We start from the raw sequence: 21,203 nt of genomic DNA, 5'->3' as shown, positions 1-21,203 counted from the left end.
CTACGACTCGGCCAGGATCTGGCCCACGTACCGTGCCACCGCTCGCACCGCCCCCATTGTGCCCGGATAGTCCATCCGGGTCGGGCCGATCACACCCAGTTTCGCCACGCTCTCGTCGCCCGAACCGTAACCGACCGAGACGATGGAGGTGGAATTCAGGCCCTCGTAGTCGTTCTCCCGGCCGATCCGGACGGTCATCCCGGCGTCCGCCGTCTCACCCAGCAGACGGAGCAGGACGACCTGCTCCTCCAGGGCCTCCAGCACCGGCTGGATGGTCAGCGGGAAGTCGTGGCCGAACCTGGTCAGGTTGGCGGTGCCGGCCAGCATGATCCGCTCCTCATTCTGCTCCACCAGGGATTCGAAGAGGGTCGAGAGCACGGTGGTGACGGTCGGCCGGTCGGCCGGTTCGAAGGAGGCCGGGAGGTCCTCGACCAGCGCCGGCACGTCCGGGAAGCGGCAGCCGGCGGCTCGGGCGTTCAGCCGGGCCCGCAGGTCGGCCAGGGTGGTCTCACGGACCGGGCCCGGGCAGTCGACCACCCGCTGCTCGACCCGGCCGGTGTCGGTGATCAGCACCAGCATCACCTTGGTCGGGGCGATCAGCACCAGCTCGACGTGCCGGACCGTGGACCGGCTCAGCGACGGGTACTGCACCACCGCGACCTGACGGGTCAGCTGGGCGAGCAGCCGGACGGTGCGGGCCACCACGTCGTCGAGGTCCACCGCGCCGTCCAGGAAGTGCCGGATCGCCCGGCGCTCGGGCGCGCTCATCGGCTTGACCTCGGCCAGCCGGTCGACGAAGAGCCGGTAGCCCTTGTCGGTCGGGATCCGGCCCGCGCTGGTGTGCGGCTGCTGGATGTAGCCGTCCTCCTCCAGCGTGGCCATGTCGTTGCGGACCGTGGCCGGGGAGACGCCCAGGTTGTGCCGCTCGACCAGGGCCTTGGAGCCGACCGGCTCCTCGGTGCCCACGTAGTCCTGCACAATGGCCCGCAGCACGGCGAGCTTGCGCTCGTCCAGCGGACGGATGTCGCCGTGCGACTCGACCAGCCCACGCGGGGTGATCGGGGGCCTGGCGCCGGACGGACGTGCGGCCCTCGCGGCCGACGGGCCGTCGGACGCCGACTCGCGCCCGGTCGGTCGGGAGCCGGACTCGGGTTCGTCGAACATGGCACGCACCTCCCTCTTCGCGCGTTGTCCTGGTGCCAGGCCTTGCGGTGTCGGTTGATCGCTCTGGCACTCTGCTCAGCAGAGTGCCAGAACGGTACCTGCCAGTGTAAGGCCCGGGTCCGACAGCAGGAACGCCCTGGCCCGGGATGCCACGCGGATCACGTCGCGTCCGGCCGGTGCGCCCGCCCCGTGGCGGGGCCCGGACCGGGCGCGACGCGCGAGCGCGGAAGCCCCGGCAGGGGTGGTGCCTGCGACCGGACGAAGTGGCAGCATCGATAGCGTTTCTAGACGGAAAGATCTGAGGAGCAACCATGTCGGCGTCTGGCCCCCACACCCGCTTCGCGCCCGACCGTGGTCTGACCGGGCGGATGGTCACCACCATGTTCCTGATCGGGCTGCTGTACGTCGGTTTCACCGGGGTGCTGATCGTGCTGCTGCGGGGGGCCTGGCCACTCGTGGTGCTGCTCGCCGGCGGACTGTTCGTGGCGCAGTTCTGGTTCAGTGACAAGATCACCGAGCGGGCCATGGGCGCCCACGAGGTCACCCCCGAGCAGTACCCACAGCTGCACGGCACCATTGACCGGCTCTGCGCACTGGCCGACATGCCCAAGCCCCGGGTCGCGGTCGCCAACAACGACATGCCCAACGCCTTCGCCACCGGCCGCAACCCGCAGAACTCGGTGGTCTGCGTCACCACCGGCCTGCTGCGCCGGCTGGAGCCGGAGGAGCTGGAGGGCGTGCTCGCCCACGAGTTGTCGCACGTCGCCCACCGGGACGTCGCGGTGATGACGGTGGCCGGCTTCCTCGGCGTGCTGGCCGGCGCGATCACCCGGATCGCGCTCTACAGCGGGATGATGAGCGGCGGCAACAACCGGAACAACAACAACGACAACTCCGCCGCGATCGCGATGATCCTCATCCCGCTGGTGTCGATGGTGGTCTACGCGATCAGCTTCCTGCTCACCCGGCTGCTCTCCCGCTACCGCGAGCTGGCCGCCGACCGGGCCGCCGCCCAGCTCACCGGCCGGCCCAGCGCGCTGGCCTCGGCGCTCACCAAGGTGACCGGCCAGATCGCCGCGATTCCGACCCAGGACCTGCGCAAGGCGCAGCCGTACAACGCCTTCTACTTCGCCCCCGCGCTGAGCGCCCGGGAGGCGGCCAGCCAGCTGATGTCCACTCACCCGAGCCTGGAGCAGCGTCTGGAGCAGCTGGCCAAGATCTCGGCCGAGCTGGGACGCTGAGCCCCCCTGAGAACGACCTGAGGAAGGAACGACCGTGGGTTTCCTGGATGCGCTGCTCGGCCGGAGCAAGCCGGTCCGACCGGACCTCGACCAGCTCTTCGGCGTGCCGTCCGCGGCCCTGACCCTGGAGGCCGCCGTCGGCTTCAAACCGACCGGGCGCGGGTCGGTCTGCTTCGCCGCCGTCGAGGGCGGGGCGTTCGGCGAGGTCGAGCGGCAGGTGCGGGCGCTGCTGGACGCCGACACCGGCTCGGGCGGGGTGCCGGTCGAGGCCAGCCAGGACGACTACGGGTACTCCTGGCTGCTCGCCCGGCACGCCCCGGAGGAGCTGCCGGAGCTGGTCAACGACCTGCACGCGGTCAACAGCGAGCTGGAGGCGAACGGCTTCGGGCCGCAGCTGCTCTGCTCGCTGGTGGGCTTCCGCAACGAGGCCGGGCAGTCGCTGGCGCTGGTGTACCTGTACAAGCGCGGCACGTTCTACCCCTTCGCCCCGATGCCGGGTGGCGGGGAGCGCCGCAACAGCCCGCTGGAGCTGCAGGTGAAGGCGATGCTGGGGAACGACCTGCGGGTGGAGTCCGACCTCAGCCGCTGGTTCCCGGTCTGGGGCGCGCCGGGTCTGTGAGCCGGCGCCGGGCGGGCCGGAGTGAGCGTCAGGCTGCCTATAGTCGCTGGTTATGCGGAGCACTCAGTACGGACCCGACCTCACCCCGCCCTGGAAGCGACAGCGGCCCGCGCCGGAGGTGGCCGCCGAGCGCGACCTCGTGGTGGAGGAGGCGGCCACCGGCTTCTGCGGCGCGGTGGTGCGCTGCGAGAAGACCGCCGAGGGGGTGACCGTCACCCTGGAGGACCGGTTCGGCAAGCACCGGGTCTTCCCGCTGGTCCCGCGCGGCTTCCTGCTGGACGGCCAGCCGGTGACCCTGGTGCGGCCCGGCCGGGCGGCGCCGGGCCCGCACCGCCCGGCCCGGACCGCCTCCGGCTCGCTGGCGGTGCCGGGCGCCCGGGCCCGGGTGGCCCGCGAGTCGCGGATCTACGTCGAGGGACGGCACGACGCCGAGCTGGTCGAGCGGGTCTGGGGCGACGACCTGCGGATCGAGGGCGTCGTGGTGGAGTATCTGGAGGGGATCGACGACCTGCCGGCCATCGTCACCGACTTCGCCCCGGGCGGCGGGCGGCGGCTCGGCGTGCTGGTCGACCACCTGCTGCCCGGCACCAAGGAGCAGCGGATCGCCGCGGCGGTGACCGGTGAGGCCGTGCTCGTGGTCGGCCACCCGTTCGTCGACGTGTGGGAGGCGGTCAAACCGGCCAGCGTGGGCATCGCCAGCTGGCCGCGGGTACCGCACGGCGAGTCGTGGAAAGAGGGGATCTGCCGGCGGCTGGGCTGGCCGGTGGACACCCCGGGCGCCTGGAAGCGGATCCTCTCCTCGGTGAACTCCTTCCGCGACCTCGAGCCCGAGCTGCTGGGCAAGGTGGAGGAGTTGATCGACTTCGTCACCCAGCCGGGCAGCTGAGCGCGGTCAGTCGACCAGGTCGCGAACGACGGCGTCGGCGAGCAGCCGGCCGCGCAGGGTCAGCGCGGCCCGGCCGGCCGCGAAGGCCTCGGCGGCCAGCAGACCGTCCGCCAGGGCCTGCTCGGCGGCCCTGCGGCCGGCCGGGGCGAGCAGGTCGAGCGGGCAGCCCTCGACCAGCCGCAGCTCCAGCAGGATCCGTTCCACCCGGCGGTCCTCGGCGGCCAGCACCTCGCGACCCAGCCCCGGCGTGCGGCCCTCGGCGAGCGCCTGCGCGTAGGCCGCGGGGTGCTTGGCATTCCACCATCGCACGCCCCCGACGTGACTATGTGCGCCCGGCCCGGCGCCCCACCAGTCGGCGCCGGTCCAGTAGAGCTCGTTGTGCCGGCAGCGGCCCGCCGGCGTGGTGGCCCAGTTGGAGACCTCGTACCAGGCGTAGCCGGCCGCCGCGAGCGCCTGCTCGGCGATCAGGTAGCGGTCGGCGTGCACGTCGTCGTCGACCATCGGCAGCTCGCCGCGCTTGATCCGGGCGGCCAGCCTGGTGCCGTCCTCGACGATCAGCGAGTAGGCGGAGACGTGGTCCGGGCCGGCGCCGATCGCGGCGTCCAGCGAGGCCCGCCAGTCGTCGTCGGACTCCCCCGGCGTGCCGTAGATCAGGTCCAGGTTGACGTGCTCGAAGCCGGCGGCGCGGGCCTCGGCGACGCAGGCCTCCGGCCGGCCGGGGGTGTGGTGCCGGTCCAGCAGCGCGAGCACGTGCGGGCGGGCGCTCTGCATGCCGAACGAGATCCGGTTGAAGCCGCCCTCGCGCAGCTCGGCCAGGTACGCCGGGTCGACCGACTCCGGGTTGGCCTCGGTGGTCACCTCGGCGTCCGGCGCCAGGCCGAACTCGTCGCGGATCGCCGTCAGCGCGGAGACCAGGTCACGGGCCGGCAGCAGGGTGGGCGTGCCGCCGCCGAGGAAGACCGTGCGGACCGGGAGCTCGGCCTCGCCCAGCACCCGGCGGGCCAGCCGGATCTCGGCGACCAGGTTCTGCGCGTAGGTCTCCTGCGAGGCCACCGCGCCCGAGGAGCGCAGCTCGGTGGCGGTGTAGGTGTTGAAGTCGCAGTACCCGCAGCGGGTCGCGCAGTACGGCACGTGGAGGTAGAAACCGAACGGGCGCTCGCCGATTCCGGCCAGGGCGTGGGCGGGCAGCGAGCCGTCGGACGGCACGGGTTCGCCGTCGGGGAGTGCGGAGGGCATGCCCCCATTGTCCGGTACGACCGGGCGGACTCGGCCGGCCGTACCGAACGGGCGGGACTCAGGCCTCGTTGGCGCCCGCGTACATCTCGGTGACCGCGTCGGCGTAGGTGCGCTCCACCACCGGCCGCTTGATCTTGAGGCTCGGGGTCAGCTCGCCGTGCTCGACGTCCAGGTCGCGCGGGAGCAGGGTGAACTTCTTGATCGTCTGCCAGCGCTGCAGCTCACCGTTGAGCCGCTGCACGTAGCCCTCGATCAGGGTGCGCACCTCGGGCGCCGCGCAGACCTCCGCGTACGTCCTGCCCGGCAACCCCTTCTCCGCCGCCCAGGGCATGATCGCCGTCTCGTCCAGCGAGATCAGCGCGGTGCAGTAGTTGCGGCCGTTGCCGATCACCAGGATGTTGCTGACGAACGGGCAGAGCGCCTTGAACTTGCCCTCGACCTCGCTGGGCGCCACGTACTTGCCGCCGGAGGTCTTGAACATGTCCTTCTTGCGGTCGGTGATCCGCAGGTAGCCGCCCTCGGTGAGCTCGCCGACGTCGCCGGTGTGGAACCAACCGTCCGGCTCCAGCACCTCGGCGGTCTGCTCCGGCAGCTCGTGGTAGCCGCGCATCACGCCCGGTCCGCGCAGCAGGATCTCGCCGTCCTCGGCGATCCGCACCTCGGTGCCCGGCAGCGGCACGCCGACCGTGCCGATCCGGACGTCCTCGGCCGGGTTGACCGCGGAACCGGCGCTGGTCTCGGTGAGCCCGTAGCCCTCCAGGATCGGCACCCCGGCCCCGAGGAAGAAGTAGCCGATCTCCGGCGCCAGCGCCGCGCTGCCGGAGACCGAGCCGCGCAGCCGGCCGCCGAACGCGGCCCGGATCTTGGCATAGACCAGCTTGTCGGCGATGGTGTGCTGGAGCCCGAGCCCGAACGGCACGCTGTCCCGGCCGGTGGCGATCCGGTTCTCCTGGCTGACCCGGGCGTGCTGCCGGGCCACCTTCGCCGCCCAGAGGAAGATCTTGTACTTGGCGCCGCCCTCAGTCCGGGCCCTGCCGGCGATGCCGTTGTAGACCTTCTCGAAGATCCGCGGGGCGGAGGCCATCAGGGTGGGGCGGACCACCGGCAGGTTGTGGATGATCCGGTCCACCCGACCGTCCACCGCCATCACGTGGCCGGTGGCGATCTGGCCGCAGATCAGGGTCTTGCCGAACACGTGCGACAGCGGCAGCCACATGAACTGCACGTCGTCCGAGCGCAGCATCCCGCTCTCCTGCTGGGCCACCCCCTCGTAGGCCCAGCAGTCGTGCACCAGGCGGACGCCCTTGGGCCGGCCGGTGGTGCCGGAGGTGTAGATCAGGGTGGCCAGCTGCTCGCGGTCGAGCGCCTCGACCGCGCGCTCCACCGCGTCCGGGTGCTCCTTGAGGTGGCCGGCGCCGCGCTCCTCCAGCTCGGCCAGGGTGAGCACCTCCAGACCGGCCGCCGCGGGCCGCTCGGCCGGCGCGTCGAACAGCACGACGTGCGCCAGGGCCGGCAGCCGGTCGCGCTCGGCGATCGCCTTGTCGAGCTGCTTGGCGTTCTCCGCGAAGAGCACCTTGCTGCCGGAGTTGCCGAGGATGAAGGCGGTCTCGTCGGCGTTGGTGCTCGGGTAGACGGTCGTGGTGGCCGCGCCGGCGCACATGTTGCCGAGGTCGGCGAGGATCCACTCGATCCGGGTCGAGGAGGCGATGGCGACCCGGTCCTCGGCCTCCACGCCCAGTGCCATCAGGCCGGCCGCGATGTTCCGCACCCTGACGGCCGTCTGCGCCCAGGTCATCGACCGCCACTGCTCGGCGCCCGGGGCGCCGTCGGCGGCGTGCTCGTCGACCGGAACCGGGTACCGGTACGCCTCGGTGTCAGGGGTGGCCTCTACCCTGCTGAAGAACAGATGCGCTACTGAGGCCGGGCGCCCGGCGATCGTGTCAGTACCGATCAGGGACTGCGCTGAACTCAACGAGACCTCCGGGGGACCAGGTGGCCGAGGGTGGATGCCGAGCGGGTGTGGGGGTGGTCCGCCCGACAGACTTGTTAACTCGCTGGTAACAAGGGCTGACGACAGCCTAGGGGTTATCGGGCCACCGGCGTAAGACCACCGGCGCAAGAGGTTCACCCAGAATGAGCTTGCGCACACCTCCTGCCGACAACGAGAGTTTCCGAGTGCTCATCCGACTCCTCAGGGCCCACTTGGCGCCCTACTCCAAACCCATCTCGCTGCTGGTACTGCTCCAGCTCATCTCCACCATCGCCGCGCTCTACCTGCCCACGCTCAACGCCGACATCATCGACGACGGCGTGGTCAAGGGCGACACCTCGTACATCCTGCGGACCGGCGGGGTGATGATCGGGGTCACCCTGGTCCAGGCGCTCTGCTCGATCGGCGCCGTCTTCTTCGGCGCGCGCACCGCGATGGCGCTCGGCCGGGACATCCGCACCTCGGTCTTCGACCAGGTGCAGAGCTTCTCCTCGAGGGAGCTCGGCCGGTTCGGCGCGCCCTCGCTGATCACCCGCACCACCAATGACGTCCAGCAGGTGCAGATGCTGGTCCTGATGACGTTCACGCTCATGGTCGCCGCACCGATCATGTGCGTGGGTGGCATCATCATGGCGCTCAACCAGGACGTCGAGCTCTCCTCGCTGCTGATCGTCGCGGTGCCGCTGCTCGGCCTCCTGGTGACGCTGCTGATCCGCCGGCTGCGCCCGCAGTTCCGTAGCATGCAGACCAAGATCGACACTGTCAACCGCATCCTGCGCGAGCAGATCAGCGGGATCCGGGTGATCCGGGCCTTCGTCAAGGACGGCCACGAGCAGCGCCGGTTCGACACCGCCAACACCGACCTGACCGGCACCTCGCTGCGGGTCGGCCAGCTGCTGGCGCTGATGTTCCCGACCGTGATGCTGGTGGTGAACTGCTCCAGCGTCGCCGTGCTCTGGTTCGGCGCGCACCGGATCGACAGCGGTGGGATGCAGGTCGGCGCGCTGACCGCCTTCCTGTCCTACCTGATGCAGATCCTGATGAGCGTCATGATGGCCACCTTCATGTTCATGATGGTGCCGCGCGCCGAGGTGTGCGCCGAGCGCATCGTGGAGGTGCTGGACACCGAGTCCAGCGTCGTCCCGCCGCACGCGCCGGTCACCGAACTGCGGGCACACGGCCACCTGGACCTGCGCGGCGTCGAGTTCCGCTACCCGGGCGCCGAGGCCCCGGTGCTGCGCGGGATCGACATCGCCGCCCGGCCCGGCGAGACCACCGCCGTGATCGGCAGCACCGGCAGCGGCAAGAGCACCCTGCTCGGGCTGATACCGCGGCTGTTCGACGCCACCGACGGCGAGGTGCTGGTCAACGGCGTGGACGTGCGCGAGCTCGACCCGGCCAAGCTGGCCGAGTCGGTCGGCCTGGTGCCGCAGAAGCCGTACCTGTTCTCCGGCACGGTGGCCAGCAACCTGCGCTACGGCCGGCCCGACGCCACCGACGAGGAGCTCTGGCACGCGCTGGAGACCGCCCAGGCGAAGGACTTCGTGTCGCGCCTGGAGGGTGGCCTGGAGGCCCCGATCGCGCAGGGCGGCAGCAACGTCTCCGGCGGCCAGCGGCAGCGCCTGGCGATCGCCCGGGCGCTGGTCCGCAAGCCCCAGATCTACCTCTTCGACGACTCCTTCTCGGCCCTCGACTACGCCACCGACGCGCGGCTGCGCAAGGCGCTGGCCCGGGAGACCGCGGACGCCACCGTGGTGATCGTCGCGCAGCGGGTGAGCACCATCCGGGACGCCGACCGGATCCTGGTGCTGGACGAGGGGTCCGTGGTCGGCAGCGGAACGCACCACGAGCTGATGGCCGACAACCCGACGTACCGGGAGATCGTGCTCTCCCAGCTCACCGAGCAGGAGGCGGCGTGACCACCCCGCAGAAGTCCGGCGGCTCGCAGGAGGCGGCCGCCCGCCGCGGCCCGGCCGGCCCGGGCCGCTTCATGGGCGGCCAGGGGACCGAGAAGTCGATGGACTTCAAGGGCTCCGCCAAGCGGCTGCTGAACCGACTGCGCCCGGAGCGGGCGGCCCTGGCCGGAGTGTTCGGGCTGGGCACGCTCAGCGTGGGCTGCGCCGTGATCGGGCCCAAGGTGCTCGGCAACGCGACCGACCTGATCTTCGCCGGCGTGGTGGGCCGCGAGATGCCGGCCGGCCTGACCCAGGCCCAGGTGATCCAGAATCTGCGGGCGCAGGGCAAGGGCGGCATCGCCGACGTGCTCGGCTCCGTGCACTTCACCCCTGGCCACGGCATCGACTTCAACGCCATCGGCAGCGTGCTGCTCTGGGTGCTGGTGATCTACCTGGCCTCGGCCGGCTTCGCCACCCTGCAGGGCCGGCTCGCCGCCGGGGCGATCAACCGGACCGTCAACCGGCTGCGCACCGACGTCGACGCCAAGCTCTCCCGACTGCCGTTGAGCTACTTCGACAAGCAGCCGCGCGGCGAGGTGCTCAGCCGGGTCACCAACGACATCGACAACATCGGCCAGTCGATGCAGCAGACCATGGGCCAGGTGGTGAACTCGTTGCTCACCATCATCGGCGTGCTGGTGATGATGTTCTGGATCTCCTGGCTGCTGGCGCTGATCGCGCTGGTCTCGGTGCCGCTCTCGGTGATCGTCGCGACCCGGGTCGGCAAGAAGGCGCAGCCGCAGTTCAGCGCCCAGTGGAAGACCACCGGCGCGCTGAACGGGCACATCGAGGAGATGTACACCGGCCACGCGCTGGTCAAGGTCTTCGGCCGGCAGCGCGAGGCCGCCGAGATCTTCCGCCGGCAGAACGAGGCGCTCTACGCCTCGTCGTTCAAGGCCCAGTTCATCTCGGGCATCATCCAGCCCGCGATGATGTTCATCGGCAACCTGAACTACGTGGCGGTCGCGGTGGTCGGCGGTCTGCGGGTGGCCAGCGGCGCGCTGTCCATCGGTGACGTGCAGGCCTTCATCCAGTACTCCCGGCAGTTCAGCCAGCCGCTCACCCAGGTGGCCTCGATGGCCAACCTGGTGCAGTCCGGCGTCGCCTCGGCGGAGCGGGTCTTCGAGCTGCTGGACGCCGAGGAGCAGTCCGCCGAGCCGGAGCGGCCCGAGCGGCCGGCCGAGCTTCGCGGGCTGGTCGCCTTCGAGGACGTGGCGTTCCGCTACGAGCCGGAGAAGCCGCTGATCGAGGGCCTCTCGCTGAAGGTCGAGCCGGGGAACACGGTGGCGATCGTCGGCCCGACCGGCGCCGGCAAGACTACCCTCGTCAACCTGCTGATGCGGTTCTACGAGGTCACCGGCGGCCGGATCACCCTGGACGGGGTGGACATCGCGGCGATGTCGCGCGAGGAGCTGCGCTCCGGGATCGGCATGGTGCTCCAGGACACCTGGCTGTTCGGCGGCAGCATCGCCGAGAACATCGCCTACGGCTCCGAGAACGCCACCCGCGAGCAGGTGATCGAGGCGGCCAAGGCAGCGCACGTGGACCGCTTCGTGCGCACCCTGCCGGACGGCTACGACACGGTGATCGACGACGAGGGCACCGGGGTCAGCGCGGGCGAGAAGCAGCTGGTCACCATCGCCCGGGCGTTCCTCGCCCAGCCCAGCATCCTGGTGCTGGACGAGGCGACCAGCTCGGTCGACACCCGGACCGAGGTGCTGATCCAGCGGGCCATGGCCACCCTGCGCACCGGCCGGACCAGCTTCGTGATCGCCCACCGGCTCTCCACCATCCGGGACGCCGACGTGATCCTGGTGATGGAGAACGGCTCGATCGTCGAGCAGGGCACGCACGACGACCTGATCGCCTCGGAGGGCGCCTACGCGCGGCTCTACCAGGCTCAGTTCGCCCAGGCCGTCGCGGAGACGGACTGACCCGTCCGGCGGCCGGGTGCGGGAGGTCGGACCGGCCGACCTCCCGCGCCCGGCCGTTGGCGTATCCGCCCGCCTGTCCTTCCGCCCGATGAGGTGCCCTCTGGTGATGCCGCCTCTGATGACCCGCCCTCCGGCGATGTGATCGGAGTCACTGTCACATCCCGGCCGGCTGCCCGGTCCCCACTTCGAACACGCCCACGGCGCACGGAGTGAGGACGACATGACCGAGGAACAGCAGATCGTGGTGGTCGGAGCGGGCTACGCGGGACTGACCGCGGCCGGCGGTGCGGGCCGCCGGCACCCGGTGACCCTGGTCGCCCCGGAGACCCGCTTCCTGCAGCGGATCCGCCAGCACGAGACCGCCGCCGGCCACCCCGAGCAGCGGCCGACCATCGAGGGGCTGCTGCGCGGCCGGCGGGTGACCCACCTGCCGGCCCGGGTGACCCGGCTGGACCTGGCCGGCCGCAAGGTCTTCCTGGACTCCGGCCAGGCGGTCGGCTACGACACCCTGGTGTACGCGCTGGGCAGCCGGACCGCCTGGCACGGCGTCCCCGGTGCCGCTGAGCACGCCTACCCGATGGAACGGGCGGCCGAGCTGCGCGACCGGCTGCGCGGTGCGGACCGGACGGGCTCGGTGGCGGTGGTCGGCGGCGGGTCGACCGGGATCGAGCTGGCGGCCGAGCTCGCCGAGGCGTTCCCCGAGTGCCGGGTGCGGATCGTCGCGGCCGGGCAGGTCGGCGGCTGGCTCTCGGACAGGGGGCGGGCGCACATCCTGCGGACCCTGGACCAGCTCGGGGTGCGTGTACACACACAGGCCAGAGTGACCGAGGTCGGCCCGGACGGGCTGCGCACCACGGCCGGGCCGATCCCGGCCGACGTGGTGGCCTGGGCGGCCTCGATGGAGCCGCCGGCGCTGGCCGCCGAGGCCGGGCTGGCGGTCGCCGCCGACGGACGCGCCCTGGTGGACGGGCACCTGCGGTCGGTCTCCCACCCGGAGGTCCTGGTGGCCGGCGACGCGGCCGCGGTCACCGTGCCCGGCACCGGCACGCTGCGGATGGGCTGCGCGACCGCCCTGCCGATGGGTCAGTACCTCGGCCGGGTGCTGGCCGGCCGGACCGACCGGCCGTTCGCGTTCCGCTACGCCGGCCAGTGCCTGAGCCTGGGCCGCCGGGACGGGCTGGCGCAGCTGACCCACGGCGACGACTCGATGCGGCCCAGCGTGCTCACCGGCGGTGCCGGACGGCTGACGAAGGCGGCCATCCTCTCGTACGTCGCCCGCACGCTGCGCTGAACGGAGAAGTCCGGGGCGGAGAAGTCCGGGGCGCGGAGGACAGGGACGGACAGCCCGAGGGCCCCGGGACGGCTGCGGCTGCCCCGGGGCCCTCGGCCCGTTCCGGTGGGTACTACTTCTTGTCCTTCGGAGCTTCCGCGTCCGTCGACAGCGCGGCGATGAAGGCCTCCTGCGGGACCTCCACCCGGCCGACCATCTTCATTCGCTTCTTGCCCTCCTTCTGCTTCTCCAGCAGCTTGCGCTTCCGGGAGATGTCACCGCCGTAGCACTTGGCGAGGACGTCCTTGCGGATCGCGCGGACCGTCTCACGGGCGATCACCCGCGAGCCGATGGCGGCCTGGATCGGCACCTCGAACTGCTGACGCGGGATCAGCTTCTGCAGCTTGCCGGCCATCATCACGCCGTAGTTGTAGGCCTTGTCCTTGTGCACGATCGCGGAGAAGGCGTCCACCGCGTCGCCGTGCAGCAGGATGTCCACCTTGACCAGGTTGGCGCTCTGCTCGCCGATGGGCTCGTAGTCCAGCGAGGCGTAGCCGCGGGTCTTGGACTTCAGCTGGTCGAAGAAGTCGAAGACGATCTCGGCAAGCGGCAGGGTGTAGCGCAGCTCGACCCGGTCCTCGGAGAGGTAGTCCATGCCCTGCAGGCTGCCGCGGCGGGACTGGCAGAGCTCCATGATCGCGCCGACGAACTCGTTGGGCGCGAGGATGGTGCCGCGCACCACCGGCTCGAAGACCTCGGCGATCTTGCCGGTGGGGAACTCGCTCGGATTGGTGACGGTGTGCTCGCTGCCGTCCTCCATGACCACCCGGTAGATCACGTTCGGGGCGGTGGAGATCAGGTCGAGGTTGAACTCGCGCTCCAGGCGCTCCCGGATGATCTCCAGGTGGAGCAGGCCGAGGAAGCCGCAGCGGTAGCCGAAGCCGAGCGCGACCGAGGTCTCCGGCTCGTAGACCAGCGCGGCGTCGTTGAGGCGCAGCTTGTCCAGCGCGTCGCGGAGCAGCGGGTAGTCGGAGCCGTCCAGCGGGTAGAGGCCGGAGAACACCATCGGACGCGGGTCCTTGTAGCCGCCCAGCGGCTCGGTGGCGCCCTTGTTCATCGAGGTGATGGTGTCACCGACGCGGGACTGCCGGACGTCCTTCACACCGGTGATGATGTAGCCCACCTCGCCGACGCCGAGACCCTGGGCGACCTTGGGCTCCGGCGAGATGACGCCGATCTCCAGCAGCTCGTGGGTGGCGCCGGTGGACATCATCGCGATCCGCTCGCGCTTGGTGAGCTGGCCGTCGACCACCCGGACGTAGGTGACCACGCCGCGGTAGGAGTCGTAGACCGAGTCGAAGATCATCGCGCGGGCCGGGGCGTCCTTGACGCCGACCGGGGCGGGAATCTTGGCGACCACGTGGTCGAGCAGGTCCTCGACGCCGAGGCCGGTCTTGGCGCTGACCTTGAGCACGTCGTCCGGGTCGCAGCCGATGATGTGGGCGATCTCGGCCGCGTACTTCTCCGGCTGGGCGGCCGGCAGGTCGATCTTGTTCAGCACCGGGATGATCGTGAGGTCGTTCTCCAGCGCCAGGTAGAGGTTGGCGAGGGTCTGCGCCTCGATGCCCTGGGCCGCGTCCACCACCAGGACGGTGCCCTCGCACGCGGCGAGGGAGCGGGAGACCTCGTAGGTGAAGTCCACGTGGCCGGGCGTGTCGATCATGTTGAGGATGTGGGTCGTCCCCGCGTGCTCACCGGTCTTCGGGGCCCACGGGAGGCGGACCGCCTGCGACTTGATGGTGATGCCGCGCTCGCGCTCGATGTCCATCCGGTCGAGGTACTGGGCACGCATCTGCCGGGGATCGACGACGCCGGTGATCTGCAGCATCCGGTCGGCGAGCGTCGACTTGCCGTGGTCGATGTGGGCGATGATGCAGAAGTTGCGGATCAGCGCCGGGTCGGTACGGCTGGGCTCTGGCACGTTCGTAGGGGTCGCGGGCACCTTGGTCCGATTCTCCGTTGGTCCGGGGGCCGGGTGCTCGCCCCCTCTTCCGCTGCGAGAGCAGGAACGGTGGGAGCCGCTTCCCGGGGACCGGACGGTCTCGTCCGATCGATATGGCTGTGACCATCTTCCCACGAGCGCGCCGCGCCGCGCCGTCCAGCTTGTGCGGTGCCGTTGTCCGGCCCCCTCGTGCGGTCCTCCCGGGCGGTCCCCGCGGGGGCGGTCGCGCTCGCTCCTAGGATGCGGGCATGATCCTGGAGAGCGCGCTGCTCGATGTCCTGCCCGGCCGCGAGGAGGAGTTCCTCGCGGCCTTCGCCGAGGCCAAACCGCTGATCGCGGGGCAGCGCGGGTTCCGCTCGCTGCGGCTGCGGCGCTGCCTGGACGAGGGGCGCGGCGGTCGCTTCCTGCTGCAGGTGGAGTGGGGGACGGTGGCCGACCACACCGAGGGGTTCCGCCGCTCGCCCGAGTACCGGCGGTGGCGGGAGCTGCTGCACCACTTCTACGCGCCGTTCCCGGAGGTCGAGCACTACGGCGAGCCGCTGGCGAGCGCGTGACCGCGCTGGCGAGCACGTGGCCGCACGGGCGGGCGTTGCGCGCGGGCGCGGCGGGCGGTTTGGGTGGCGGACGGGAGCCCTGGTAGCGTAGGGCGCTGCACCTCGCTTCGGCATGCCCTCTCAGCTGGTCCGGAGCGCCGCGTGCGCCCCCTCCCCCGGCCTCCGACGGGAGGTACCCGTGAACCGCACAGACAAAGACTGAGGCTCCTTCGTGGCGAACATCAAGTCCCAGATCAAGCGCAACAAGACCAACGAGAAGGCGCGCCTGCGCAACAAGGCCGTCAAGTCCTCGCTGAAGACCGCTCTGCGCAAGGCCCGTGAGGCCGCTGCCGCCGGTGAGACCGAGAAGGCCACCGTACTGGCCCGCGAGGCCTCCAAGGCCCTCGACAAGGCCGTGAGCAAGGGCATCATCCACAAGAACCAGGCCGCCAACAAGAAGTCGGCGATCACCAAGCAGGTTGCCAAGGCCGCCTGAGGTCTTCCTCCGCTCGACCACTGAGCGACCCCCTCGCCGCGCGAGGAGGCACTCGGAGGCAGCACCCTGAACCACCCCTCGGGAAGGACCGGCCCTCTACCCGGAGCCCCCGAGGTGCACGACCACGTACCGCACGCGGCCTGCGTTCGCCACGCGGGTGCGGTGCAACAGCTCGAACGCCAGGCGCCGTGGCTCGTCCCCTTCCCCGGGACGGCTGCGGCGCCTGTCGGCGTTCGGGGGGTACCGCGCTCCGCGGGGACACCGCCGGGGCAGCCCCGGCCCGCACGGGGCCGCCGCTGGTCAGTACTGGCGGGCGCCCGCGCGGGCGGCACGGGCGACCGCGACCACGGCGCGCTCCAGCGCGTACGCCGGGTCGTCGGAGCCGCCCTTGACGGCCGCGTCGGCCTGGGCGATCGCGGTCAGCGCGGTCGCCACGGCGTCCGGCGTCCAGCCACGCATCTGCTGACGCACCCGGTCCACCTTCCAGGGCGGCATGCCCAGCTCGCGGGCCAGGTCGGCCGGGCGCATCGAGCGGCCCGCGGTGGCGAGCCGGCCGATGCTGCGCACGCCGGAGGCCAGCGCGTAGGTGATGCCGGTCGGCGGCTGGCCGACCGCGAGCGCCCAGCGCAGCCGCTCCAGGGCGTCGGCCGCGCGGCCGGTCACCGCGAGGTCGGCCACCTCGAAGCCGGTCGCCTCGGCCCGGCCGCTGTAGTAGCGCGCGACCACCCGCTCGTCGATCGTGCCCTCGACGTCCGACACCAGCTGGCTGCACGCGGCGGCCAGCTCGCGCAGGTCACCGCCCAGGGCGTCCAGCAGCGCCTGACAGGCCTCCGGGCTGGCGGACCGGCCCAGCGTCTTGAACTCCCCGCGGACGAACGCGATCCGCTCGCTCGCCTTGGTCAGCTTGGCGCAGGCGACCTCGCGCGCGCCGGCCTTGCGGGCCGCGTCGAGCAGGCCCTTGCCCTTGGCGCCCCCGGCGTGCACCAAGATCATGATCACTTCCTCGGCCGGGGAGTCGAGGTAGGCCTTGACCTCCTTGACCGAGTCCGCGCTGAGGTCCTGGGCCGCCCGGACGACGATCACCTTGCGCTCGGCGAAGAGCGACGGCGTGGTCAGCTCGGCCAGGCCGCCGGGCTGGAGACCACCGGGCGCGAGGTCGCGCACGTCCGTGTCGGGGTCGGCCGCCTTCGCCGCGGCCACCACCTGGGCGACCGCGCGGTCGAGCAGCAGCTCCTCCTGGCCGACCGCGAGAGTCAGCGGGGCGAGCAGGTCATCGGGTGCACTCTTCCTGGCCATCGCGTACCAGCATCCCACGGGGTACGGACAGCTCCGGCGCACCGGTGACGGCGACGGTGGGCAGGGCGGTGGCCCTGAGCGGGGCGGTGGCCGTGCCGGCGGTCGTCCAGGTCCACCCGCGCGACCGGCCACAATGGGGAGGTGACCGACCACGACATCGAGAACCGGCCCGTGAGCACCGGCCGCCAGTTGCTCGTCCTCGCCGACCGCGACGCGGCCGAGGAGATCGCCCAGGAGATCGCGGAGACCCACCCCCGGCTCGGCCAGCCCGAGTTGGTCCGGGACGCCCTGGCCGGTGAGGACGACGCCGAGGACGCCCAGTGGCTGGTCGTCCTGGAGGCCCCCGAGGACGGCTGGGACCTGCGAGTGCTGGCCGAGATCGACGCCCTGCTGGCGGAGCACGACGGCTGGCGCGAGGACGGCTGAGGGACACCGCCCGGCGGACCACGACGACGGGTGAGCCGGCGGGGGCCCAAGCGGCGGAGGCGGCGGTCCTCCCGAGGGGGTGCCCTGGCGTGGTGGCCGGTTCGGGGTCCGGTGGGCTCGACGGGTTCGGGCGGTCGAGGACGGCGTTCTCCTCGGCCTCACCGGTGGCCTCGTGCGGATGGACGAGGACGTGCAGCGCGGCCGGGGTGTCGCCGAGCACCGCGAGGTCACCCGAGCGGTCGGTGCGCAGCACCGTGGCGCCGAGCGCGCGGAGCCGGTCGACCGTGCGGGCGGCCGGGTGCCCGTAGGGGTTGCCGAGGCCCGCGGAGATCAGTGCCAGCCGGGGGTGCAGCGCCTCGGCCAGCGCCCAGTCCTGGTTGGCCGAGCCGTGGTGCGCCACCTTGAGCACGTCCACCGGTCCCGGGCGAGCGTGGCTGAGCAGTTCCGCCTGGGCCGGCGGCTCCAGATCACCGAGCAGCGCCAGCCGCAGCCCGGCCGAACGGACCAGCAGCGCGATGCTCGCGTTGTTCGCCCCCGGGGTCGCCGGCCCGAGCGGTCCGGCCGGCCACAGGACGTCCCAGGACAGCCCCGGCCCGGCCGTCCGGTGCTCCCCCGGCACGGCCCGCACCACCGGGACGTGCGCCGCGGCCGCCCAACCCAGCACCCTGGCCTGCTCACCGGGTGGCGTGCCGAGCGTGGTGGTCTCGACGGCACCCACCGCGCGGTTCCGCAGCACACCTGGCAGACCCTCACTGTGATCCGCGTGGAAGTGGGTCAGCACGACCAGCGCCACCCGGGTGATGCCGAGGCCGCGCAGACAGGCGTCGGCCGCCGCCGGATCGGGCCCGGCGTCCACCACCACCGCGGTGTCCGGGACCTCCGCCACGCCGTCCGAGACCGGCAGGACCACCAGATCGCCCTGCCCGACCGAGCACATGACGAGCCGCCAGCCGGCCGGCGGCCAGCCGGTGGCGATCCGGACCAGGGCCGGTGGCCGCAGCAGGAGCACGATCAGGGCGATGGTCAGCACGGCCACCACGAGCAGCCCGCGCCACCACGGGCGGCGCCGGGCGGGCCGGAGGAGCGAAACCGGGTGGTGGTCGCCCGCCTCCGTAGGGGTACCCCGGGAGGCGGCCGCAGGGCCCCCGGATCCGGGGCACCCGACGGGCCCCGGCTCCACCGCCGCCCCGGCCGGTGCCGGTAGCAGCAGCGGCGCGGCCCAGCAGGCCGCCGCGATCGCCACGGCCAGCGTCACCGCGCCGGGCCAGCCCGGAGTCCAGGCGAGTTCGGCGCCGGGCAGCGCGGCACCGAACCGGGCGACACCGGCGAGCCACTCGGTCGGCAGGGCCGCCAGCTCCGCCAGGACCCGCGCCGCGGCCGGCCAGACCGGCGCCACCACCAGGGTGCCGAACCCCAGCAGGGTGGCGGGAGTCACCGCCAGCTCGGCGAGCATGTTGCACGGGACGCCCACCAGACTCACCCGGGGCGCCAGCAGCACCGCCGCCGGGGCGCACAGCGCCTGCGCCGAGGCCGCCGCCGCCACCGCACCCGCCAGATGGTGCGGCCACCCTCGCGCGCTGAGCGCGGCCGTCCATCGCCGACCCAGTGTCAGCAGGCCCAGGGTGGCGAGCGAGGAGAGCAGGAAGCCGTACGAGCGAGCGAGGAAGGGATCGGCCAGCAGCAGCACCAGCACGGCCCCGGCCAGCGCCGGAACGGCCTGCCGGGGACGGCCGGTGGCCAGCGCCAGCAGCCCGACCAGCCCGGTCGCGGCCGCCCGGAGCACGCTCGGATCGGGCCGGCAGAGCGTCACGAACGCCAGCGTCAGCACCGTCCCGAGCAGGGCCGAGACGCGGAGTGGGACCCCCAGCAGCGCTGCCAGGCCGCCGCGCTCGGCGGTACCCACCCGGCCCGGTGTGCCGAGCAGGACGGCGAGGACGATCGACAGGTTGGCGCCGCTGACGGCGGTGAGGTGGACCAGGTCGGTACTGCGGAAGGCCTCGTCCAGCTCCTCCGGCATCGCCGAGGTGTCTCCGATCACCAGGCCGGGCAGTAGTGCCCGCACGTCCGGCGACAGGCCCTGGCAGGCGCGCCGCAGACCGGCGCGCAGGCGCCCGGCGATCCGCTGGGCCGTGCCGGGGCGGGCGAGCAGCCGAGGCGACCCCTCGGCGAGCAGCACGGCGCCGGTGTCCGCGCTCCCCTCCCGCGCGGGGAGCACCTGGGCCTCGACCGCGAGCCGGGTGGACGGCAACAGGTCCTGCCACGCGGGCACGTCCGCGGCGCGGACCAGGACGGTGACGGGCGTCCGGGTACGGATGCGGGTGGCGGCGGGGGTCGCCGCGGGGTCGCCCGGGCGGGTCGGCGAGGGGAGAACGGCCACCTCGTCGGCGGTGGCGGCCACGGTGAGCAGGGTCTGTCCGGGGGCGGTGCCACGGGCGTGGGTGGTGCGAGTGCGTGGATCACCGGTGATGGTGAGGTCGGCGATCGCCCGAGGGCGGGCCGGCGAACCGCGGTTCGGGGCACCGGCGCCCGCGGTGCGGGCCAGCGCGGGAAGCGGGCCGCGGTGCAGGTCGGCGGTGTGCAGCACCGTGCAGGCGGTGGCCGCCGCGGCGGTCAGCAGCACGGCGGCGGCCAGCACCCGGCCCGGGCGCCAGGCCGATCGGTGACGTCGAAGGCAGCCGAACAGCAGGACCGCGGCGAGCAGGGCGGCCAGCCCGGCGACCCCGAGGAGCGGGGGTGCGTACCGGGCGTCGACGTCGGGCAACAGGGCCGCGAGGCACCAGGCGGTGACGGTCGGCAGCAGCAGCCGGAGGTCGGCCTCGCCCCGGGGGTGCGGGGTGGGGGCGAGAGCGCCGGTGGTCGGCGGCAGGGGGTCGGGAGCGGGCGCGGGCGGGACGGCGGGGGTGGGCGTCATGTCCTTCCGGCCTCTCCGGTGGCGGGTGGTCGAGGTCGTAGCGGGTGGGCGGGATCAGAGGGTGAGCAGCGGTTTCAGGTCGGCGAACTTGCGTTCGCCGATGCCGCTGACCTGGCGGAGCTGGTCGATCGTGCGGAAGCCGCCGTGGGAGTCCCGGTAGTCGACGATGTGCTGGGCGAGGACCGGGCCGACGCCGGGAAGCGCGTCGAGTTGGGCCGCGGTCGCGTGGTTCAGGCTCACCGGCGCCCGCGGGCCGACCCCCGTGGTGGCACCGCCCGGTGGTGGGGTCGGCGCGCCGACCAGGACCTGCTCGCCGTCGGTGAGCATCCGGGCCAGGTTGAGCCCGTCCGTGTCGACCCCGGGCAACGGGCCGCCGGCGGCCCGGACCGCGTCGGCGACCCGCGATCCCGCCGAGAGGGACAGCACACCCGGGTGGGCGACCTTCCCGGCGACGTCGACCACGACCTCGCCGGCGGGCCGGCCTGCCGAGCCGTCGGCGGTGGGGTGCGCGGCGGTGCCGGGGAGCGACTCGGACGGTTGGTCCGCCGCACCGCTCGGGAGCGCCGGAGCGTCGGGACGGCCGCTGAGCTGCCGGGCCGCGCCGACGGTCGTGGCGGAGGCCACCGGGACGGCGACCGCCTGCGGCCGGCCGAGCCAGAAGTGCTGGACCGCGTACGCCACCGCGAGCAGGAGCAGCACGGTGAGGCCGAGCAGGGCCCGGCGGTCCGCCCAGAGCAGCGGCTGAAGTGACGGGGGCAGCCGGGACCGGGGGCGGGTGCTCCGGACCGCGACGGGTGCGGGTTCCGTGGGCGCAGTGGACGGGACCGTGGCCGCGGTGGGTGGGACGGGCGAGGTGGGCGGATCGGGGTGGTCGGGCGGCGCGGGCGGCCCCGGTGCCCTGCCGGGGTCGGCGGAGCCCGGCACGGGCGGTGGCTCGGCGAGGTGGACGCCGTCCGGCTCCGGAAGTGCGGGCGCGGGCGGGTGGCGCCGGCGGCCCGGACCGTAACCGTGCGGCCAGTCGTCCGGCAGCGTGGGCGGACCCGGCGCCGCGGCGGGGGCTTCACCGGGCGAGCCGACGAGCCGGGCCATCCGCTGCCGGGCGACCTCGGCGGCCTCCTCGCGCCGGGCTCGGACGGGGTGGAGTGTGCTGCTGAGAGTGGTGCTGACGCTTCGCATGGCCACGACGGTAGGCCGGGCGGCGACGGCGACGCCGAACTCGTTGAATTCCTGTGGATAAACCGGGG

At 72.8% G+C, this 21,203-nt stretch carries 15 protein-coding genes; 8 read left to right on the top strand and 7 right to left on the bottom strand.

What is annotated here, in order from left to right; translation table 11 throughout:
• A complete protein-coding gene (gene hrcA, locus ACZ38L_RS10175; protein ID WP_465691150.1) occupies positions 1–1,164 on the bottom strand; it encodes a heat-inducible transcriptional repressor HrcA in 1,164 nt (387 codons plus the stop codon).
• A gap of 311 nt (positions 1,165–1,475) precedes the next feature.
• On the opposite strand from hrcA, the gene htpX reads away from it, so the two are divergent.
• Genes htpX through ACZ38L_RS10160 form a run of 3 tightly spaced genes read left to right on the top strand, consistent with a single transcriptional unit; the run spans position 1,476 to position 3,910 of the window.
• A complete protein-coding gene (gene htpX, locus ACZ38L_RS10170) occupies positions 1,476–2,405 on the top strand; it encodes a zinc metalloprotease HtpX (protein WP_465691148.1) in 930 nt (309 codons plus the stop codon).
• A gap of 34 nt (positions 2,406–2,439) precedes the next feature.
• The gene (gene pspAB / locus ACZ38L_RS10165; protein ID WP_465691146.1) at positions 2,440–3,024 is read left to right on the top strand and encodes a PspA-associated protein PspAB; all 585 of its coding nucleotides are present in this window, start codon (positions 2,440–2,442) and stop codon (positions 3,022–3,024) included.
• 52 nt (positions 3,025–3,076) lie between these two features.
• Complete coding sequence (locus ACZ38L_RS10160) at positions 3,077–3,910, top strand: DUF3097 domain-containing protein (protein ID WP_465691144.1); 834 nt, start codon at positions 3,077–3,079, stop codon at positions 3,908–3,910.
• Between the two features lie 6 nt (positions 3,911–3,916).
• Here the strand turns inward: ACZ38L_RS10160 and hemW are convergent, their stop codons facing one another.
• Together hemW and ACZ38L_RS10150 are read right to left on the bottom strand one after the other, a co-directional pair.
• Positions 3,917–5,146 carry a radical SAM family heme chaperone HemW gene (gene hemW / locus ACZ38L_RS10155; RefSeq protein ID WP_465691142.1) on the bottom strand — a complete coding sequence of 410 codons (1,230 nt, stop codon included), beginning with the start codon at positions 5,144–5,146 and terminating at the stop codon, positions 3,917–3,919.
• A gap of 58 nt (positions 5,147–5,204) precedes the next feature.
• The gene (locus tag ACZ38L_RS10150) at positions 5,205–7,118 is read right to left on the bottom strand and encodes an AMP-dependent synthetase/ligase (RefSeq protein ID WP_465691140.1); all 1,914 of its coding nucleotides are present in this window, start codon (positions 7,116–7,118) and stop codon (positions 5,205–5,207) included.
• 203 nt (positions 7,119–7,321) lie between these two features.
• Here ACZ38L_RS10150 and ACZ38L_RS10145 point away from each other — a divergent pair, with 203 nt between their 5' ends.
• The 3 genes from ACZ38L_RS10145 to ACZ38L_RS10135 all read left to right on the top strand — a co-directional run bounded on the left by ACZ38L_RS10145 (position 7,322) and on the right by ACZ38L_RS10135 (position 12,316).
• Positions 7,322–9,055: an ABC transporter ATP-binding protein gene (locus ACZ38L_RS10145; RefSeq protein ID WP_465691138.1), complete on the top strand. Its 1,734-nt coding sequence runs from the start codon at positions 7,322–7,324 to the stop codon at positions 9,053–9,055.
• Positions 9,056–9,126: 71 nt separating this feature from the next.
• Complete coding sequence (locus ACZ38L_RS10140) at positions 9,127–11,025, top strand: ABC transporter ATP-binding protein (RefSeq protein WP_465691285.1); 1,899 nt, start codon at positions 9,127–9,129, stop codon at positions 11,023–11,025.
• Between the two features lie 220 nt (positions 11,026–11,245).
• Positions 11,246–12,316, top strand: coding sequence for an NAD(P)/FAD-dependent oxidoreductase (locus ACZ38L_RS10135; RefSeq protein WP_465691136.1), 1,071 nt, complete (start codon positions 11,246–11,248; stop codon positions 12,314–12,316).
• A 112-nt stretch (positions 12,317–12,428) separates the two neighbouring features.
• Here ACZ38L_RS10135 and lepA read toward each other — a convergent pair whose 3' ends face one another.
• Positions 12,429–14,297 carry a translation elongation factor 4 gene (lepA, locus tag ACZ38L_RS10130; protein WP_465691134.1) on the bottom strand — a complete coding sequence of 623 codons (1,869 nt, stop codon included), beginning with the start codon at positions 14,295–14,297 and terminating at the stop codon, positions 12,429–12,431.
• A 248-nt stretch (positions 14,298–14,545) separates the two neighbouring features.
• Here lepA and ACZ38L_RS10125 point away from each other — a divergent pair, with 248 nt between their 5' ends.
• Positions 14,546–14,851 carry an antibiotic biosynthesis monooxygenase family protein gene (locus tag ACZ38L_RS10125; protein WP_465691132.1) on the top strand — a complete coding sequence of 102 codons (306 nt, stop codon included), beginning with the start codon at positions 14,546–14,548 and terminating at the stop codon, positions 14,849–14,851.
• A 211-nt stretch (positions 14,852–15,062) separates the two neighbouring features.
• The gene (gene rpsT, locus ACZ38L_RS10120; protein WP_465691130.1) at positions 15,063–15,326 is read left to right on the top strand and encodes a 30S ribosomal protein S20; all 264 of its coding nucleotides are present in this window, start codon (positions 15,063–15,065) and stop codon (positions 15,324–15,326) included.
• A 300-nt stretch (positions 15,327–15,626) separates the two neighbouring features.
• Here the strand turns inward: rpsT and holA are convergent, their stop codons facing one another.
• The 3 genes from holA to ACZ38L_RS10105 are packed head-to-tail and all read right to left on the bottom strand — an operon-like array spanning position 15,627 to position 21,135.
• Positions 15,627–16,622: a DNA polymerase III subunit delta gene (gene holA / locus ACZ38L_RS10115; RefSeq protein WP_465691128.1), complete on the bottom strand. Its 996-nt coding sequence runs from the start codon at positions 16,620–16,622 to the stop codon at positions 15,627–15,629.
• Positions 16,597–19,959, bottom strand: coding sequence for a ComEC/Rec2 family competence protein (locus ACZ38L_RS10110; RefSeq protein ID WP_465691126.1), 3,363 nt, complete (start codon positions 19,957–19,959; stop codon positions 16,597–16,599). Before ACZ38L_RS10110 ends, holA begins: the two co-directional genes overlap by 26 nt.
• A 54-nt stretch (positions 19,960–20,013) precedes the next feature.
• Positions 20,014–21,135, bottom strand: coding sequence for a ComEA family DNA-binding protein (locus ACZ38L_RS10105; protein ID WP_465691124.1), 1,122 nt, complete (start codon positions 21,133–21,135; stop codon positions 20,014–20,016).
• Between the last annotated feature and the right edge of the window lie 68 nt (positions 21,136–21,203).

Source organism: Kitasatospora sp. NPDC024654, from assembly GCF_055559155.1.
Note: the sequence above shows the minus strand (reverse complement) of the source record. Positions and strands in the feature narration are given on the sequence as shown.

What these genes read in the sequence shown, in the direction of transcription:
- hrcA (WP_465691150.1), bottom strand. Translation starts at nt 1,164, where the DNA reads ATGTTCGACGAACCCGAGTCCGGCTCCCGACCGACCGGGCGCGAGTCG.
- htpX (WP_465691148.1), top strand. Translation starts at nt 1,476, where the DNA reads ATGTCGGCGTCTGGCCCCCACACCCGCTTCGCGCCCGACCGTGGTCTG.
- ACZ38L_RS10160 (WP_465691144.1), top strand. Translation starts at nt 3,077, where the DNA reads ATGCGGAGCACTCAGTACGGACCCGACCTCACCCCGCCCTGGAAGCGA.
- hemW (WP_465691142.1), bottom strand. Translation starts at nt 5,146, where the DNA reads ATGCCCTCCGCACTCCCCGACGGCGAACCCGTGCCGTCCGACGGCTCG.
- ACZ38L_RS10140 (WP_465691285.1), top strand. Translation starts at nt 9,127, where the DNA reads ATGGGCGGCCAGGGGACCGAGAAGTCGATGGACTTCAAGGGCTCCGCC.
- ACZ38L_RS10135 (WP_465691136.1), top strand. Translation starts at nt 11,246, where the DNA reads ATGACCGAGGAACAGCAGATCGTGGTGGTCGGAGCGGGCTACGCGGGA.
- ACZ38L_RS10125 (WP_465691132.1), top strand. Translation starts at nt 14,546, where the DNA reads ATGATCCTGGAGAGCGCGCTGCTCGATGTCCTGCCCGGCCGCGAGGAG.
- holA (WP_465691128.1), bottom strand. Translation starts at nt 16,622, where the DNA reads ATGGCCAGGAAGAGTGCACCCGATGACCTGCTCGCCCCGCTGACTCTC.
- ACZ38L_RS10110 (WP_465691126.1), bottom strand. Translation starts at nt 19,959, where the DNA reads ATGACGCCCACCCCCGCCGTCCCGCCCGCGCCCGCTCCCGACCCCCTG.
- ACZ38L_RS10105 (WP_465691124.1), bottom strand. Translation starts at nt 21,135, where the DNA reads ATGCGAAGCGTCAGCACCACTCTCAGCAGCACACTCCACCCCGTCCGA.